The 18,106-nt window shown below is 43.7% G+C and carries 15 protein-coding genes; 10 read left to right on the forward strand and 5 right to left on the reverse strand.

The genetic code is table 11. From position 1 onward, the window contains the following. Window positions 1–120: 120 nt before the first annotated feature. From ACXAFM_RS01000 to ACXAFM_RS01010, 3 genes are all read left to right on the forward strand, one after another. Complete coding sequence (locus tag ACXAFM_RS01000) at window positions 121–891, forward strand: HesA/MoeB/ThiF family protein (RefSeq protein ID WP_474832823.1); 771 nt, start codon at window positions 121–123, stop codon at window positions 889–891. A 511-nt stretch (window positions 892–1,402) separates the two neighbouring features. Beyond that, on the forward strand, window positions 1,403–2,521 hold the full coding sequence (locus ACXAFM_RS01005) for a peptidase M14 (protein ID WP_474832826.1): 1,119 nt from the start codon (window positions 1,403–1,405) through the stop codon (window positions 2,519–2,521). A gap of 443 nt (window positions 2,522–2,964) precedes the next feature. Further along, on the forward strand, window positions 2,965–4,071 hold the full coding sequence (locus ACXAFM_RS01010; protein WP_474826109.1) for a methyl-accepting chemotaxis protein: 1,107 nt from the start codon (window positions 2,965–2,967) through the stop codon (window positions 4,069–4,071). A gap of 117 nt (window positions 4,072–4,188) precedes the next feature. Here ACXAFM_RS01010 and zapE read toward each other — a convergent pair whose 3' ends face one another. Further along, window positions 4,189–4,539, reverse strand: coding sequence for an AFG1/ZapE family ATPase (gene zapE, locus ACXAFM_RS01015; RefSeq protein ID WP_474832828.1), 351 nt, complete (start codon window positions 4,537–4,539; stop codon window positions 4,189–4,191). Window positions 4,540–4,866: 327 nt separating this feature from the next. Here zapE and ACXAFM_RS01020 point away from each other — a divergent pair, with 327 nt between their 5' ends. Continuing rightward, window positions 4,867–5,916 (forward strand): hypothetical protein, encoded by a 1,050-nt coding sequence (locus ACXAFM_RS01020; RefSeq protein WP_474832830.1) that lies wholly within the window; start codon window positions 4,867–4,869, stop codon window positions 5,914–5,916. A 211-nt stretch (window positions 5,917–6,127) separates the two neighbouring features. Here ACXAFM_RS01020 and ACXAFM_RS01025 read toward each other — a convergent pair whose 3' ends face one another. After that, window positions 6,128–8,575 (reverse strand): zinc-dependent metalloprotease, encoded by a 2,448-nt coding sequence (locus ACXAFM_RS01025; protein WP_474832831.1) that lies wholly within the window; start codon window positions 8,573–8,575, stop codon window positions 6,128–6,130. Window positions 8,576–8,850: 275 nt separating this feature from the next. On the opposite strand from ACXAFM_RS01025, the gene trhP reads away from it, so the two are divergent. The 4 genes from trhP to ACXAFM_RS01045 all read left to right on the forward strand — a co-directional run bounded on the left by trhP (window position 8,851) and on the right by ACXAFM_RS01045 (window position 13,237). Next, window positions 8,851–10,347 (forward strand): prephenate-dependent tRNA uridine(34) hydroxylase TrhP, encoded by a 1,497-nt coding sequence (trhP, locus tag ACXAFM_RS01030; protein WP_474832833.1) that lies wholly within the window; start codon window positions 8,851–8,853, stop codon window positions 10,345–10,347. A gap of 3 nt (window positions 10,348–10,350) precedes the next feature. After that, window positions 10,351–10,596 (forward strand): YfhL family 4Fe-4S dicluster ferredoxin, encoded by a 246-nt coding sequence (locus ACXAFM_RS01035; RefSeq protein ID WP_120959039.1) that lies wholly within the window; start codon window positions 10,351–10,353, stop codon window positions 10,594–10,596. A 117-nt stretch (window positions 10,597–10,713) separates the two neighbouring features. Beyond that, window positions 10,714–11,925, forward strand: a complete 1,212-nt coding sequence (locus tag ACXAFM_RS01040; protein WP_474832836.1) for an aminotransferase class I/II-fold pyridoxal phosphate-dependent enzyme — start codon at window positions 10,714–10,716, stop codon at window positions 11,923–11,925. 136 nt (window positions 11,926–12,061) lie between these two features. Further along, window positions 12,062–13,237, forward strand: a complete 1,176-nt coding sequence (locus tag ACXAFM_RS01045) for a saccharopine dehydrogenase family protein (protein ID WP_334048821.1) — start codon at window positions 12,062–12,064, stop codon at window positions 13,235–13,237. 158 nt (window positions 13,238–13,395) lie between these two features. Here ACXAFM_RS01045 and ACXAFM_RS01050 read toward each other — a convergent pair whose 3' ends face one another. Then, window positions 13,396–14,577, reverse strand: a complete 1,182-nt coding sequence (locus tag ACXAFM_RS01050) for a pyridoxal phosphate-dependent aminotransferase (protein ID WP_474832840.1) — start codon at window positions 14,575–14,577, stop codon at window positions 13,396–13,398. Between the two features lie 354 nt (window positions 14,578–14,931). Between ACXAFM_RS01050 and ACXAFM_RS01055 the strand changes: the two genes are divergently transcribed. Continuing rightward, window positions 14,932–15,195 (forward strand): DUF7218 family protein, encoded by a 264-nt coding sequence (locus tag ACXAFM_RS01055; RefSeq protein WP_334048819.1) that lies wholly within the window; start codon window positions 14,932–14,934, stop codon window positions 15,193–15,195. Between the two features lie 122 nt (window positions 15,196–15,317). Here the strand turns inward: ACXAFM_RS01055 and ACXAFM_RS01060 are convergent, their stop codons facing one another. Both ACXAFM_RS01060 and ACXAFM_RS01065 read right to left on the reverse strand, forming a co-directional pair. After that, complete coding sequence (locus tag ACXAFM_RS01060) at window positions 15,318–16,193, reverse strand: sterol desaturase family protein (RefSeq protein ID WP_474826126.1); 876 nt, start codon at window positions 16,191–16,193, stop codon at window positions 15,318–15,320. Window positions 16,194–16,359: 166 nt separating this feature from the next. Further along, the gene (locus ACXAFM_RS01065; protein ID WP_474832843.1) at window positions 16,360–16,785 is read right to left on the reverse strand and encodes a helix-turn-helix transcriptional regulator; all 426 of its coding nucleotides are present in this window, start codon (window positions 16,783–16,785) and stop codon (window positions 16,360–16,362) included. A gap of 253 nt (window positions 16,786–17,038) precedes the next feature. On the opposite strand from ACXAFM_RS01065, the gene ACXAFM_RS01070 reads away from it, so the two are divergent. Continuing rightward, on the forward strand, window positions 17,039–18,025 hold the full coding sequence (locus ACXAFM_RS01070) for a DUF1852 domain-containing protein (RefSeq protein ID WP_474826128.1): 987 nt from the start codon (window positions 17,039–17,041) through the stop codon (window positions 18,023–18,025). Window positions 18,026–18,106 lie beyond the last annotated feature (81 nt).

The raw sequence follows: 18,106 nt of genomic DNA on the forward strand, positions 1-18,106 counted from the left end.
AATCCTAATTTGATATGCGACATTTTGGCGGTTTTTGATAAAGTACCAGCCAAAATACTATTTGGTAATCACTTTATAAGGGTGCATGTCATGAATTCAACAACTAAGTTGGCATAAACTATGTCTAAAAGCCTAACTAATCAGCAGGCTATGCGTTATAACCGCCACATTGTGCTTCCCAAAGTGGACCTAGACGGTCAAGAAGCGCTGCTAAACGCCAATATTTGTATCATTGGTATTGGCGGGCTTGGCACCGCGGCCGCCACTAACCTTTGCGCCAGTGGCGTGGGCTCTCTTACACTTATCGACCACGACACAGTCGAGGCCACTAACCTTCCAAGGCAAACCTTGTTTAGCGAGCAAGATGTAGGAATAAGTAAAGTAGAAGCGGCTAAAGCGCGGCTTACTGCAATAAACAGCGACTGCGACATTACCGTTATCGCACAACAGTTTTCATCGCCCGGCATTAGCCAGCTGTCACCAGCGTTAAAACAGGCCATAGAGCGTGCAGACGTTGTGCTTGATTGCACTGACAACATCGATTCGCGGGATTTAATCAACGTATTGTGTTTTAAATTAAATACTCCACTGGTGTCGGGCGCGGCCATTCGCTTTGAAGGCCAACTTTTCGTAGCTATACCCGGTGAGAGCCGTTGCTATGCATGCTTGCGGACGCTTTTTGAATCGCCTGATTTAAGCTGTGTTGAGGCAGGTATATTTTCGCCTGTAGTAAACATTGTTGGTACTTACCAAGCCATGCTAGCTATGCAAGTATTGATGGATTTCGATAACATCCCTAAAAACTCGTTAATGACGTTTGATGCACTGTCGCACGAGTGGCGAAATTGGAAGCTACCTAAAGGCGTAGACTGCGAGCTATGTGCTTGCTGAACGCAATTAAAGAAACCATAAAATTTAAGATGGCAGGTAACTATTAAACGTAATCGTTGCTATCCATTACGGTATAGAGACCTGCCCTTTAACATTCGCAAAATCACTTTTTATCGTTTAAGACTTCTTGGCGTTCACGTTCGTACGTTTCATAATCTTTTTGATACCGTGCTTCGCACTCATCTCGTTGCGCTCCCTGCAATTCGCTGCAGTTTTGTAACCGGTTTTGTTGCGCTGCGTTATACAACTGCTTCGACGTACACCCAGAAGCCAAAACCAGCAGTATAGTTAAAGGAATTATTTTTGTTAGTTTCATTACAGTTTCATTCTGAAAATAGATAGTTTTTGAGACGGCGCTATTTGGAAATAGTTTCACTGAACAATCATCAAAATGTTACGATTTATGTATTTTGAGCAATCATCTGAAAAAGCTTGGGTCGTTACAAATACTCCTATCAATATGATTGCCGCGTTTTCGTTAGAAAAATAGACAGAAAATAGGTTGATTTAAATGACAACCCAAGTAGTAAAAAAACACATGGTAGTGGCGCAAAACGCGTCTGGACGTAATATGAACGTGCCAATTTATCGAATGAAGGGCGCGCGCCCTGGCCCCACCGTGTATATTCAAAGCTCTATTCACGGTGCTGAAGTGCAAGGTAATGTAGTTATCTATCATCTTATTCAGCGCTTGAAAAACATGGATATTTGCGGCGAAATTATCCTAGTGCCCAACTGTAATCCCATTGGTACTAACATTAAAGCTGGTGAGTACACATTAGGCCGGTTCGACCCTGTGAACGGCACAAACTGGAACCGCGGTTATTTCTTCGATAAAGATGCAGTTGAACATTTCGCCAAAACCGTCACCCGCGAAGAGTCTATTGAAGGCATAAAACAACGTTTTCGTGCTCACTTATCTAACGCTATCGACAACAAACTGGCTGAACCGTGGGGCTTAGGACTAGCACAGCAGCTAAACCTGAAGCTACAGCAAATGGCTGTAAACGCCGATTTTGTATTGGATCTCCACAATGGTCCTGTGTCTACCCGACACGTTTATATACCTGAATACGCCAAAGACAGCGCCAGGCTGTTTAACATTCCCCACTGTATTTTTATACCTAACGTATTTGCAGGTGCACTAGACGAAGCGACATTTTGCCCGTGGTGGACACTGCAAGAAAGTATAAAAAGCAATTTAGAGCGCGAGATTAGCTTTAATGTTGAGGCTTTCACACTTGAAATGGGTAGCCAAGAAGTTATCGACTTTAACGAAGGTAACATAGATGCCACTAGCATTCTTAGCTACCTAAACGCCAAAGGCGTGCTGCACGAATGCGATATTAAACCGAAAGCAATGCAGCGTTTAGGTGTATATTTAAAAGACTACAAAACCCTATTTACTAACTGGGGCGGCATGGTGGAATACATGGCAAAACCCGGCCAAACCGTGAAAAAAGGCGAACCGCTAGCGCAGATTTTAAATATCGACGATCTAGATACCGACAACGGCAGCAGGACCCTAGAAGCCCCTTGCGATTTAATTCCCATCCTGCACTTCCCTTCTGCTTCTGTATTAAGTGGAACGCAGCTTTACAAGGTGTTTACGAATTATCAGGAGTTGTAGGTTTTTATGTGCCAGTAAAAACGTTTACTCAACGCATATAACTAGAAAGGTAACAAAAACCTGATAGTTCGCGTTGAGATCACACACGCGTTTCGAAGAAATAATTTTAGAGGCGACGAACGCCAAAATACAAAAACACCAGCCTTCGATTATAAACCTGACAGACTGTCTCATCAGAACAAAACTGATCATCTTAGTTGGTGGTGTTAGTAAGTAAAAAACAGCGCCGAACTGTTGAAAGCATTCCAAAATGAATTTTTTGCAAATATATTTGCAGGCGAGGTAGGCGAAGCGATATTTAGCTCGCGTTGAATACTTTCATCCAATAAAGGATATTTCTAATTAGCGACTAACACTTTAATCATTTTTGACTGTTTTAAATTAATTAGTCTAAGCTAAACAACATTGCACAGAATCCTAAACGATGCCAAGGACGCAAACTAATGTGGTTTAATAAACAGCCTGTAGCGACGAATTCAAACACTGAGATGGAGAATCTCAAAAAGGAAAACGAAAGGCTGCAAGGGCAGCTCTTGCAAATGGAGTCTCGTTTACACCAGTCTTATGAAGAAGCTGAAGAACTCGCCAGAAAAGTTAATGTCGAACGAACCATTGTAAAAAACTTTTTTCACTCGCTTGATTCATTGGATTTAGTGAGGCATGACGTGGCTCATTCTGCGACTCAACTGCACGCAGAAAAAATTCGTTTAGACAATGTGCTTGAAGATATTAGTGGCACTAGTACAGCCCTTTCAAACTGTGTTGAAGTGCTGAATGCAATGACGGGAAATTCAGACGCTATCAATAGTTCAATTGAGTCGCTTGCACAATCCAGTAAAGATATTGAGTCATTTATTGGGCAAATACAAAGTATCTCAGAACAAACAAACCTTCTAGCGTTAAACGCAGCCATTGAGGCAGCTAGAGCTGGGGAGCAAGGGCGAGGTTTTGCTGTAGTCGCGGATGAAGTTAGAACGCTTGCTAGTCGTTCGTCTGAAGCATCGTCTAAAATTTCAGATTTGACGGTAAAGGCTTCTGAAAGGACAGACAGTACTTATCATCAAATCAAGGAAAGTACACAACAAACCTTGCAAGTAGCTAGTTCTGCATCGCAAATAAGCGCATCCCTTGACAACGTTGCCCATATTGCTGAAGACATGGCTAATGTTATTTCTCTTTCTAGCGTCAGTACTTTTATCCAGACCGTTAAATTAGATCATTTGGTTTGGAAGGTTGAAGTGTATCGAACTATCCGGGGAGAAAGTGAAAAGACAAAAGATGATTTTGCAGACCATCACCAGTGTCGATTGGGTAAGTGGTATTATGAAGGAGATGGTAAGAAACATTACAGTCATTACGCGGAGTATTCACATTTAGAGGGGCCCCATGCATTAGTCCATCAGTCAGGCATTGCGGCTCTAAATGCACATGAAAACGGGGATGGAGCAACGTTAATCACACACCTAAACAAAATGGAAGAAGCCAGCGCTCGAGTTTTTGACTTCTTAAATAAATTAGAAAACAAAGTGAAAAACGAGATGGGGCATTAAAAATACTTTCGAAAAGCTTGTAAACCAATGGACAAAAACAGCACTGCAAGCGCAACTCTTGGCTCTGTAACTAATAAGAGGTACTTTTTAGTTGGTGGAGCACCTTATCGTAAGAGGTTATTGCCGTCTCCATCCCTTTCCTCCCATTTCTACCAACCGAGACGCGGCTCGTCGAAAGGAAAAAGCAAGATCATTGGCAGACGAAAATTGTGCCAGTGACACGCCAACTCGCCCCGTCGCCGACCACTCATAATATTTCCCTTCTTTGGTGCGGATCATAGTAGTCGCAAAGGAACTCGAGTTTCCTCCCTTGCCATTGACGATCAATTCGTCGAGCGGGACTTGTGCCGCCAGCACCAAGGGGGTACGGGATTCATAACACGCGTCGACAAGAGTCACAAATCGTCGTGCTTCGTTGAGATGATTGGCGTCCAGTTGAGGGACGTGTTCCATGATGATTGAATACATCAAAACCATCCTCAGAAGTTTAAAGCTCTAGGTCCCATACCCAATTTTTTTAATCAATTTTAGTTCATAGTGTTTTAAAGAAAGCGGACATTTTAGGTTAGAAGTCATAGTAGGCTTTTCCCACAGAGGCTGGGTCTACGGTAAATATGTAAATGGCGTTATTCTCTAGATTGAATTTTTTGTAAAAGCAGTCTCGGTTAGCTACTAGTGTTGTAATTGAACATTTTCTGTTCTATTTTCGAATATACAAGGATGACGTCTTTTTGCCGATTTTCAGTGCCACTGAATAAAGAGTTCTTTGTGATAACAAATCAAAAGGACTCTAATATGAAAAACTATATTATCTTACTGCTCACAGTCTCCGCCCTCTCCGGCTGTATCGTTAAAACAAATAAAGTGAATGAAGTTTACGCTGGCCCCAGCGGAAACATTGAATTTGATGGAATTGTCGACGTAATTGAGGGGACGAACAAAGATATTCGAATAGTTTTTATACATGGAATGGGGGGATATTCTTCCACCGGGGGTATCAGTGACTACTCGCGCGTTATCAAAGATTTACGTTCAGCACTTAAAATAAAAAGTCCCTACATTGATGACTCTCTCGATAGCTTTAGCTACAAGGGTCAAACTCTAAGATTCAATGTATTGTGGTGGTTGGACATCACGTCTCAAGCCAAAATCAAACTAAGGAATATTGATGACGACCCTGTATTAAATTCAAATAGAACCGAGACGACGAAACTCGCGAAAGATAGGCTGCTTAATGATGGAATTGTTGACGTAGTCATGTATACGGGCAGCTCAAAAAAACAGATAATAAAAAGGGTTAGAAACCAAGTTTTAGATTTGAAAAAGCAGATTGATGAGAATGAAAAGCTCATTGTTGTCACCTTTAGTCTAGGCTCTAAGATCCTTATTGATGTTCTCAGTGAACTGAAGGCGGATGGTGGTCATGTTCTAGATAATAGAGTCGATATGATTTATATGATGGCAAATCAAATCGCTCTATTAAATACCGGAGATTTGGTAAACAAAGCTCCGAAAACGTTGTCTGAGAAAATGGCTAGCGATTATGACGTACTACACTCAATCTTAGATGACGGTACTATTGATGCTAGAAACGCTAACCCAAAAAAGAGAGTAATTGCGTTTAGCGATCCTAATGATCTTTTGTCTTACCCAATAGATGAGAGCAGTGTTGGCGAATTAAAAGGCCAGTACGCCAATGTTGCCATCTCAGTTGCCCAAAAAACCTACAAAGTTCCAGTCCCTGGTGTATACAAATACGGTGTAGTTAATTATCTGCAAGCTCATACAGGTTACGTGCATGATGAAGTAGTGTCAGATTATCTGCTCTTTGGTACGAGTAAGTAACGATTCATTACTTGGTCTAAATAGACGTAATATGAGTATCACTTTTGAAAGATTAATGTCTTGCTCAATTTTGTCCGCTATTATTTGCGTGTTGGCATAGGGGCCAGTAGCAAAGCTAGCCCAATAGATATAACAATACGCCGTGCCGCAGTATTACTCTGCGGCACTAGCTACTCATCAAGATTGCACTACACTGCCCCTTTACTTACTCTTAAATAGGCGAACCTGGCGGTAGTGGTTCTACTTCGAAGCTACCTGGCCACGTTTTACTGGACCAGTAAGTATCGAACTGCTCTTTTAGTATCTCATACTGATTGTCGTCAGCTTCATCATCTAGCCACTCGCTAAATTCAAGTAAAGCAAGTTCAGCTTCCATTCTTACTTCTGGCGCCAGCTTGTCGTTAGTGACCGCTTTCATCACGGCATTTAATGAAACTGACTGTAAGCGCTTTGCTAGTGGACTTTGCGACTTATTTTTATACCAGTGTACGCTAAGTATTTGCTTCACCAGCATTGAAACGCCCACTTTTTTGCGTCTATCTTTACTGCTTTTTACTTGCCACTCTAGGCGATTCAAGCGCTCTGGGTGCAATAACAACTCAAACGCAAAATTTGACGCCGAAGCGGCCGCAGAAACTGGGTCTAACATTAATCCCATTTTACCCTTAAAGTGCTCGCGGGTAATGTCGTCACCGTAGGCTGTAGGTGGAATAAGCGCGAGTACCGATTCAGGTATAGTAAGGTAATCCGCCGTAGTAGCAGTGATTAACTGCTGCATAGCGCGCTGCTGCACTGCGGGGGCGACAAATTGCTGCCCTTGCGTTTGGGTGTAATCGCCTTTGCGTTCATATTCGTAAACTAAGCCGCCTACTTGCTTTGCTACGGCTTCTAGCTGATAGCGATGTAACAAGTAAATGGGCACTAAAGCATTTTCGAGCGATGACAAGCTGCTGTTTGGGCTCAACGTATCTAAACCCAAATTGGCTAACGCCAGTTCGCGCACTTGTGAAATTTCATCGAAGGCATCTAGCGGGTTACTACCGTTTTCCCACATATGACCATTTGCTGACGCATGACGGCTACTGCGGGTATCTGGGTCTGATTTAAAGCTTAACCCTTCATTACGACCTTTAACGATAATTTTTGCCAAAGCTTCGGCTTCTTCTACGTCGCTGGCAAAGTCTTGATAGCCATACGCTACGGCGTGAATATCCCATGCGCCTATGCCTTTGTCATACGCGCCTTCAAGGCTAATTTTGCCGTTTTTAATGCTTATTTTAGGGTGAGGATAATCCATTACCGACGCACGGTTATTTTCACTTGCCGCAAAGTTGTGCGCTATGCCTAGTGTGTGCCCTACTTCGTGAGCAGAAAGCTGCCTAATGCGATCCAGCGCCATTTCTTGCTGCAAAGTGGTGTCGGTGTTGCCGTCTTTAAATGGGCTGGTTAGGCCAAGGGCAATTAAATAATCTTGCCTTACACGCAGCGAACCTAAAGTAACGTGACCTTTGATAATTTCCCCCGTACGCGGGTCGACAACCGACGAACCGTACGACCAGCCCCGCGTTGCGCGATGTACCCAGTTAATAACGTTGTAGCGCACGTCCATAGGGTCGGCACCTTCAGGCAATACTTTTACCTGAAACGCGTCTTTGTAGCCTGCAGCTTCATAGGCTTGGTTCCACCAGCTTGCTCCCTCTTTAAGCGCGGTCATCACCGGCTCTGGGATACCTGGATCTAGGTAATACACAATTGGCTCCACTGCTTCGCTCATTGCTGCATGGGGCGTTTTCTTGTTTAAGCGATGGCGGGTAATAAAACGCTGCTCAGTAGGTTCACTAATAGGTGTTGAGTAATCGAAATAGCTAAATTTCCAATAGCCTGAATATGGGTGGTACTCCCTAGGCGTATAGTTGTCGTCAGGCAGTGCCACAAAGGAATGATGTAAGTGCACCGACACGCTTTCTGGGTCGGGGGTAACTTGCTGAACGTATTCACCCGGCTTTTTGCCAGCAAAAGTAACTAACGCTTCTAGCTCAGTGTTCTTTTCAAAGGCTTTGGTTTTAGGTAAGTATACCCCGCTTCGCATTTTATCTACGCTAAAGCTACCTTGATTGGTGCGCGCCATGCGGTTACCGATACCGTGAATATCACTTAATAAAAAAGGCGTGTAATCGATAAGGCTGGCGTTATCGCTTTTCGCTACCAGCATAAAACCTGCAATAACCGAATCAGCAAACGCTTCATCAATGCTTTGCTTTTCAGCGTCGCTGCCGTGGGCCGCTCGATATTTGGTGTTATGCTGCTTTAATAAAACCTTGTTACCAAACTTTACGAAGCTTACCAAACGGGTTTCGCCAAGCTGTCCGCGATCGAGGCCAATGTCGTTCGAGCCTACACCGTAGGGCAAGCTGCTTTGAAACAAATATTCGGCGTTACCTGTTGGCACCGCTAAATACACTTTGTCACTTTCATCGTCATAGTAAACAGGAATTAGACCGTCTTTTTTGGTCATATCGCTAGTGAATTCACCAATGCTTGGCAGCGCGGCCCAAGCTGAAGACGTAGACACAACAAACAATACCGTAATCGCAATAACCGATTTGCCGGAGGCTTTTATTTGTCGCGCCGCTTTATGAAAAATGTTCAATTGCAGCATGCAGTTAGTCCTTATTATTGTGAATTTCTAGCCTACCCTACCTGGCGGCTTTTGCCCATGGTGATTCGTCGTTTTAGTGCGTCAATTAAGGTGATTGATTATTTTGCTATAAGTTCTCACTACATTTGTCTTAGTGCAATTGCCTTGCTGCTCAGTCTAATATGCAGAAATAATTTGATCTCCATCAACCCCTTGCCTGATTTGCCTTGAGGGCCTCACGGTGTACTTATAGAATCCGCCGCCTTGTTAAAGGCGTCTAGTAGCGGTTTTTATATATGACTTCAAACACTTCTTCTCGTAACAGTTCTTCAATTCAATGTGAAGATTCAGCGTTAAAACTTTCCGACCAAACGTTTAACGCACCAGAATTACTTGCTCCGGCAGGTAGCTTGCGCAATATGCGTTACGCTTTTGCCTATGGAGCAGACGCTGTTTATGCTGGTCAACCCCGCTACTCGCTACGCGTGAGAAATAACGAATTTAGCCTCGAAAACTTAGCGATAGGTATAGAAGAAGCGCATGCCCTAGGCAAGAAATTCTACGTGGTGAGTAATATTGCCCCTCACAACAGCAAGCTTGGCACTTACCTTAATGATATTGCGCCGGTAATTGCTATGAAACCTGACGCGCTAATTATGTCAGATCCCGGACTAATTATGATGGTGCGCGATGCATTCCCTCACATGCCAATTCATTTAAGTGTTCAGGCCAATGCTGTGAACTACGCCACGGTGAAGTTTTGGCAGAAACAAGGCATTGAGCGCGTTATTTTATCGAGAGAACTTTCACTTGAGGAAATTGAAACAATCCGCGAGCAAGTGCCAGACATGGAATTAGAAGTGTTTGTTCATGGCGCGCTTTGCATGGCGTACTCCGGGCGCTGTTTATTGTCTGGCTACATGAATAAACGAGATCCTAACCAAGGCACTTGTACCAATGCTTGTCGTTGGTCTTATGATGTTAAGGCGGGAAGCGAAAACGAAATCGGTGATATCGTTCAAGCCACCGAAATTGATAAAGCCGTTTCGGCACCTCAAACGGTCATTCCCACCCTTGGTGAAGGCGCGCCAACTACTCATGCATTTATGTTAGAGGAAAAAGAAAAGCCCGGCGAATTGATGCCTGCCTTTGAAGACGAACATGGCACTTATATTATGAATTCAAAAGACTTGCGTGCCGTTCAGCATGTCGACCGTCTAACCAAAATGGGCGTGCATAGCTTAAAAATAGAAGGCCGCACAAAATCACACTACTACTGCGCTCGAACAGCGCAAGTTTATCGCAAAGCCATTGACGACGCAGTAGCAGGTAAACCCTTCGACAACTCGTTAATGGGAAGCTTGGAAACCTTGGCTCATCGAGGTTATACGGAAGGTTTCCTGCGTCGTCACTCACACCAAACGTATCAGAACTACGAATACGGGCATTCTGTCAGCGATAAACAGCAATTTGTTGGTGAAGTGCTAGGCCGCTGCGACGAAACTGGTTTTGCGATTATAGATGTTAAGAACAAATTCTGTGTAGGGGACTCGCTAGAACTGATGACACCAAGCAGAAACATTACCTTTGCGCTTAATGAAATGCTGGATAAGAAAAATCTTTATATTAGCGATGCCAAAGGTTCAGGGCACCAAGTTAGAATACCTCTACCTTGCGATGTAGACCTAGATTTTGCTCTACTGCTACGAAATCTGGATGAAGGCGTTGATACTCGTAACCCATTTCGCAAACCGGATAGTGCCGTAAAAAAACAGAGCATGAGCGAGGTATAATTCATGGCACTGCTTATTCTAGATAGCTGCATTAATTGCGATATGTGCGAACCTGAGTGCCCTAATTCAGCAATTAGCATGGGAAATAACGTGTACGAAATAGATGCTAATCGTTGTACCGAATGCGTGGGGCATTACGATGCCCCTACCTGCGTGGCAGTGTGCCCTATAGATGTCGTTAAACCAGACCCGAACAAGAAAGAAACGTTAGATGAGTTAGCTGAGAAATTTATACGTTTAACTACTTAGCAACGATGTAAGCCAACAGGTTAAACATACTATTCAAAGAATTTTCTTGAATCCTACTCAAGAGTGATCCCTAATTGCAGTACTGTTTGAACTGGCACAACTAATAAGGGTTTTGTTTTGAAGTTTGCCTCTCGTGCTACCGCTATCTCTCCGTTTCTTGCCATGGCCTATGGTGAAAAGGCCACGGCTCTAGAAAAGCAAGGTAAAGATGTTATTCGTCTTAATCTTGGTGAGCCTGATTTTGGCGCTCCCGAGCCTGTACTTACGGCAATGAAAGAAAGCTTGAATATTCCAGATTATCCTTATACGTCTGCGCTAGGTATGCCTGAGCTCCGAGAAGCCATAGCCCGCTTTTATGAAACTAAACACGGCGTAAAGGTAAGTCCTTCACGCGTGGTCGTAACCGCCGGCGCGTCTGGTGCTTTACTTTTGGCAAGTGCTGCCTTGGTTGAACCCGGCGATAACGTGATATTGGGCGATCCGTCTTACCCCTGTAACCGACGCTTTTTAAACGCATTTGGCGCAGAGGTAACGCTGGTGCCAACACGTAGCGAGGATAACTTTCAATTAACCGCTGAAAGTGTTGCCGATAATTGGAAGCAAAACACAAAAGGCGTGCTTATAGCCACACCGGCCAATCCGACAGGTACAGCAATTGATATAGACGAGTTGATTAAAATTGGCGAATACTGCAAAGCCAACGGCGGTTTCTTGATTGTTGATGAGATTTACTTGGATCTTTCGCTTTCTATTGATAACGATGCTAACCAGTCAACCAGCAACAAGAACGCCTTACTTCGAACCGTACTTGCTAATGATAAGCTGGAAGACACTGTAGTAGTAATTAATAGCTTCTCTAAATATTTTGGCATGACCGGCTGGCGTCTCGGCTGGTGTGTTGTGCCTGAAGCGATGACCCCCATCGTTGAAAAGCTCGCACAGAACTTGTTCATTTGCCCCTCCACCCTTTCGCAAAAAGCCGCCCTTGCGTGTTTTACTTCTGAGGCATTGGCGCAATGCGAACAAAATCGTATCAACCTGACAAAGCGGGCCTCTTTCGTTTTTAATGCACTTGAAAAAATCGGCCTTAGTTTAGATGCCCAGCCAGACGGTGCTTTTTACGCTTTCATCAATATTAAACACACAGGGCTAAGTGCTATTGAGTTTTGTGACGCCCTGCTCTCACAACATCATGTGGCACTTACGCCTGGCAATGATTTTGGCGAGCACAATGCCGACCACTATGTAAGGCTGTCTTTCGCTACGGGTATGGACCGCTTAAACGAAGGATTAACGCGTCTGGCTAAGTTTGTTAAGTCATTAAACTAACGCTTTATCGCCTACCGTTTAATTTCGTGAATAGACAAATATTACCGAAAAAAATGATAGATAACCTCGCTTGTGCGTATATTGGGTATCGTATATTGATGACACGTGTCAAAACGAAATAAGACAGGACAAAACAATGAGTAACGAACGGGAATTTGATGTAGTTATCTTCGGTGCTACAGGTTTTACGGGCAAGCTAGTAGCTGAGTACTTTCAGGCGCAGTATGGTAATGACAGCAGTGTGAAATGGGCAGTTGCAGGTCGCAATGAAGCCAAACTTACCGATGTAAAACAGGAACTGGGTATTAGTGATAGTGTTGCCAGCATTGTAGCCGACGGTGATGATGCCGACGCGCTAGACGCTATGACTAAACGAACTGCGGTTGTACTCACCACAGTGGGCCCTTATCAAATTTACGGTGAAAAGTTACTCTCTGCGTGTGTTGATAATGGTACGGGATATACAGATTTATGCGGTGAGCCGGCATGGATGCACCAAATGATCAATAAGTATGAAGCGAAGGCCAAAGAAACTGGCGCAAACATTGTATTTTCTTGCGGCTTTGACTCAGTACCATTTGACTTAGGTGTTCACTACTTACAAGCGCATGCTAAAAAGCAAACTGGCGACGTGATTGAATACGTTAAAGGTCGCGTTCGCAAGATGCAGGGAACCTTCTCTGGTGGCACGGCTGCTAGCCTTAAAGCAACCATGGCTGCTGCTCACAAAGACAAATCGGTAATGGCCGCGCTTATCAACCCGCATTCGTTAACCGATGGCGCATCAAACCAGCCTCAGCCCGACGGCAACAAACCTTATTTCGACGAGCAATTAGGTACATGGGTTGCCCCCTTCATTATGGCGGCAATCAATACGAAAAACGTTCACCGCACGAACTATTTAGGTGGCTATGCCTATGGTAAAAACTTCCAGTACGATGAAATGATGATGACGGGGCCTGGCGAGAAAGGTGAAGCCATGGCAAACCACGTCGCTAAAGATAAGTCGCTGGCTAGCGATGATGGCCCTAAGCCTGGTGAAGGCCCAAGTAAAGAAGAGCGTGAGAACGGTTTTTACGATGTGATGTTTGTAGGTACAGCCACCAATGGCGATATGCTAGCCGTTTCGGTTAAAGGCGATAAAGACCCTGGCTATGGTTCTACCAGCAAGATGATTTCAGAATCGGCGCTTTGCTTGTGTAAAGACGTTAACCTATCTGGCGGCTTTTTCACACCAGCAGCAGCCTTAGGCGATAAGTTAATTAGTCGCCTAGAAGAAAAAGCAGGCTTAACGTTTGCTATCGAAAAATAAGGGCTAGAATAGAGACTTAAGGAAGGATTAAAGTAAAGTTTAAACTTAGTTTATCCTATAAAAAATAGCGTGCATTTTCGCACAACTACTATTAAAAAGGCTGAACACAATTAGTGTTCAGCCTTTTCTTTCTGCGCTAGGTGTTATTATTGTTTTTTCTAAGCAAGTACTGCTTTTAATGCTTTAACGCACGCATCTGTTTCTGAAGGCGTGCCGACACTGATCCGTGACCACGAGTCGTAACCTGGCCATGTGCGCCCTACCACCTTTACACCCTGAGCTTTCATTTTTTCCGCGAATTCATCGTGCGGCATACCCGTATCCATATAGATAAAATTCCCTTGCGGATTTGGTGCATACGGCTGGTTCAACTCCTTAGCCACTTTCACTAGTTTTTCACGCTCGGTTTTAATGCGTGAACGCATTGTGTTTAAGTTCGCATGGTCGTCCATACTTGCCATTCCCGCCACGAGTGCCAAGTAGTTCACACCACCCATGCGTAGCATGCCTCCCATAGTTTTAGCCTGTTCGGTGGGCATAATGGCGTAGCCTAAACGCTGGCCTGCCATTGCGTGAATCTTAGAAAAGGTGCGGCATATCACCACGTTGTGGCCTTCTGCTACTAGCTTAGATTGCACATTAGCTGGATAAGCATCAGACATTTCAATGTAGGCCTCATCGATAAACACCTGTGCTTTCTTTGACACGCGCTTTGCAAAAGCAGTCAGTTTGGCTGCATCGACCATGCTCCCCGTGGGGTTATTTGGATTGCATACATACACGGCGGTAGTATCTTCGGTTACAGCTGCCTCAATCGCATCAAGGTCAAATGTCATGTCTGCCGCAAGGGGGACATAAGTGACATCTGCCCCCATAAACTCAGCGCCTCGCGGCACCCCTTCATAGGTTGCCATAGAGGTAACTAGTTTGTTGCCATTTTTCGTGATCCAGTCAGCGTAGCCAAAAAGAATAGGTGATGAGCCGTTTGTAATAACAATTTGGTCGGCAGATACGCCCTCTTGCTCTGCAATTTTTTGCGCTAATACTTCAACGGTAGCATCAGTGTAACGTGCTAAATTTAAAAGCTCGCTTTGCATCGCTTTTGCAGCTTTCTTTGATGGGCCAAAAGCATTTTCATTTGACGATAAGCGAATAAGACCGTCGTTCACATTAGGGGTAGCTGATGGAAAGTGTTCGGTGGGCATTCCTGCTGCATAGAGTTCACCCATGATACCGTCGACACTAGTAGTCAATGCCACTGCACCAGCGCCTAAACCTACTGACTTTAACCAGTTGCGACGTGACGAATTCACCGTGGTTTGTTGTACATTATTATTCATATTTCGCTCTGCCTTCCATCTACAATATCTTCAGACTAAAGACTTAATTTTGAACGTGCAATAGGATAAAAAACGTAAACCATTGACTCAAATGCACTTTTTGCGTGCATGAAACGCACTAAAATTGACAATACAAGAAGTTTTAACGCCTTAAGCCGTTACATTGCGGTGCAGTGGTATTTTGAGCATTTGAGCGTTTGCGATGAATGACATTTTTTATGACGCTTCTATCTAACAATTTTTCAGAAAGCACCGATTGTCATTCATGCGAAGCTAAACCATCTTGGTGAATACAGAGTATGTAACATAGTTAAATCTATAATTTTAAATACATTGCAAAACAGGAGTTTCAAAATGGCTAAGGATCACGGTACTCAAATTAAAAACGACGATACTTACGAAGCGCTTCGCGATGAAGGCTATAGCAAAGAAAAGTCAGCACGTATTGCCAATGCACAGGCAAACAGCGAACAAACGCCTTCTAAAGATGGCGGAAAAGGCAAGAAGTACGAGGACCGCACTAAAGATGAGCTTTACCAAAAAGCAAAAGAGGTAGGTATTGAAGGCCGCTCAAACATGAACAAAGACGAGCTGATCGACGCGTTGCGCAACCACTAATGGCGGGCACACCATCACTCATAGAACTGGTCTTATAGAGAGTTAAACAGTTCATGGCTCTTCATGATTTTAGGTAGGTACAAAGCGTTTCTTGCTATCAATGTTAGTTGTAAAGCAAAACCCTATTTTTTAAACGGCATCGCAAAAAGTGCTCTGTAACTGGGCTGTTCCTCACTAATACCAGTATCTTCAGTATCAGCGTCCTGAAACGTTCCAAATAACCGATCCCAAAGAATACACACGCAGCCAAAGTTAGTGTTACTTTCACTGATAATTTGAGAGTGATGGTGAACATGATAGCGATTGGTGGTAAAGAACCAGCCTACTATCGCCGAGTTTAGGCGCAAATTACTGTGTGCAAGTAATGCCGTTACTGCCGTTAGTGAAACAAATGCAGCACCAACTGCTTCTCCACCCAGAAGAAAACCCACAATAGCCCTCGGGAGGATAAGGAAAAACGCCTCTATTGGATGATTTGCCAAAGAATTCAAGCTGCTTAGTTTTTTAAACGCATGGTGAGCACCGTGTCCTGACAACCTCCAAAGCCATCCCCAACGGTGAGACGCCCTATGATACCAATAGTTGACAAATTCGAATGCTGCGAAAATTATTAGGACTTGCACAATAACGGGCCATTGTGTTGGCCAAACATCCAGTTGCCATGCCTGGTTAAAATTTTCCATCCATCGAAAAAGCGAAGCTTCATAAAGTGTCTCTACCGCGACATAGGCGATTGCTGCTACAAACACAAACCCAAGAAGCGCTGCGTTTTCTCCTATGTTTTTTCGCCAGCTAGACCGCGCTGGAATGACGACTTCAAGTAAAGTAATAATGCAAAATGCAGCAGCAATATATAAAGTATGCGCATCAATTGAGGCGCCTGAATGCGCCAAGTACAAAGAAATTGCAATAAAAGCAGGTTGTAGTGTCCAAAATACCCCTATGCGCAAAATACTGTTAAAAAGCGATTCGCTTTTAGCATGTGTCTGCTTTCTCATAACTCATCCTTGTTTATCAGCTGTGATCTACCTTTAATTCAGAGAGCGCCCAAAGGCTTCTATACTATCCATAGTGTAGCCTTAACTTCACCAGCGATTTATGTCCGTTTGTAACAAATACTGTCAGTCGAATTGACTTGGGGCTTAGTTTGTTAGTATTTTCCGTTCAAGTATTCGACTTTGCTCTTTTAGCTAAAACCCCAATAAAGCCAAAACTTAACCCTATGAACGCGCCCACTGCACCCAACCATACGCCAGCATCGCCATAACTGACGTTACTCAAAAATACACCTGACACAATGCCGCTATAAGCGAAAAGAAGACCTAGCCCAGCCCCGAAATAACCGTATCTCGCTTGATACTTACGAGGGTTGAAAAATGAAGAGGTAAATGCAGAACTTGAGAGCTGTTCAATGCTCACATTGAGTGTTGATGAAAGTGCGAGCTTGGTTTCTAGCGAGGCTATCCCCGTATTTTCTACCCGTTGGATTGTGCGTAAACTTAATCCCGCCGCATTAGCCAATTTTTCCTGAGACCAGGATTTTTCCCGTCTAAAACACTTCAATGCCTCACTGTTAATAGTTTCTTTCATTAAAAATCCCTTTCACTAAAAACAAAACCACTGAGGATTTTGCTTAATTGCTCACGAAATTGCTACGACATTGATACGACAAACTACCGCCAAGTACTAACTCTGCCTAAATTAAAGCTCACGAATGAATAAAATTCATTAAAAAATGAAATTAAGTCATTTTTACTCATAATTAAAACCCCGTATAACGTACCTATAGCTTTTACAGCAGTTACAACACTCGGTTTAATCTTTTGGATAGAAGCGCATTTTCATGAACAGTAACGTGGACACAAATTTCTCTTTTACTATTAACAGCGTCAAGTTTGATGAAGATTATCACCCGTCAGACAATACGCGCATTACTACTAATTTTGCTAATTTGGCGCGAGGTGAGCGCCGAAAAGAGAATTTACGCGATGCGTTAAGTATGATTAACAATCGGTTTAACGCGTTAGCTAGCTGGGACAATAAACGTGGTGACCGCTATGCCGTTGAACTAGAAATAGTATCGGTAGATATTGATATAGAAGGAAACGGCAACACCTTCCCCACTATCGAGATATTGCAAACCAATATCATCGATAAGCAAACCGGTAAACGCACCCAAGGTATCGTGGGTAACAACTTCTCGTCTTATGTGCGCGATTATGATTTTAGCGTTCGTCTATCGAATCATAACCGTGGACAGTCGTCTTTCAGTGTACCCAACGACTTTGGCGACCTCCACGGCAAACTGTTTAAATACTTTGTTAATTCAGAAGCCTATAAAACACACTTTTCAAAGCTGCCAGTAATTTGCTTGAGTGTTTCTGACAACAAAACCTACCGCAGAACAGAGAACCAGCACCCTGTATTAGGTGTGGAATATCAGCCTAATGAAACGTCGCTAACTGAGCAATATTTTAAAAAGATGGGCTTAAACGTGCGCTATTTCATGCCGCACAACAGCGCCGCGCCTTTTGCTTTTTATTTCTTCGGCGATTTGCTAAACGACTACACCAATTTAGAGCTTATTAGCACGATTGCGACCATGGAGACGTTCCAGAAAATCTATCGCCCAGAAATTTACAACGCAAACGCACAAGCAGGTCTAAGCTACAAGCCAAATTTAAAAAATAGCGACCATTCTGTAACACGCATCGTGTATGACCGTGAAGAGCGCAGCCAGCTCGCTGTTGAGCAAGGCAAGTTTGTAGAAGATAATTTTCTGAAGCCTTATCAACACAAGCTACAGCAATTTGCGGCAAGCTATGCCTAATAATACCTTTTTATAGCGCGGCTCATAACGTTCGAACAGGGCTAATTGAATTCGAAATATCGATGAAAAGGGCAGTACGCC

This window comes from Alteromonas sp. ABD4_190 (genome assembly GCF_056160105.1).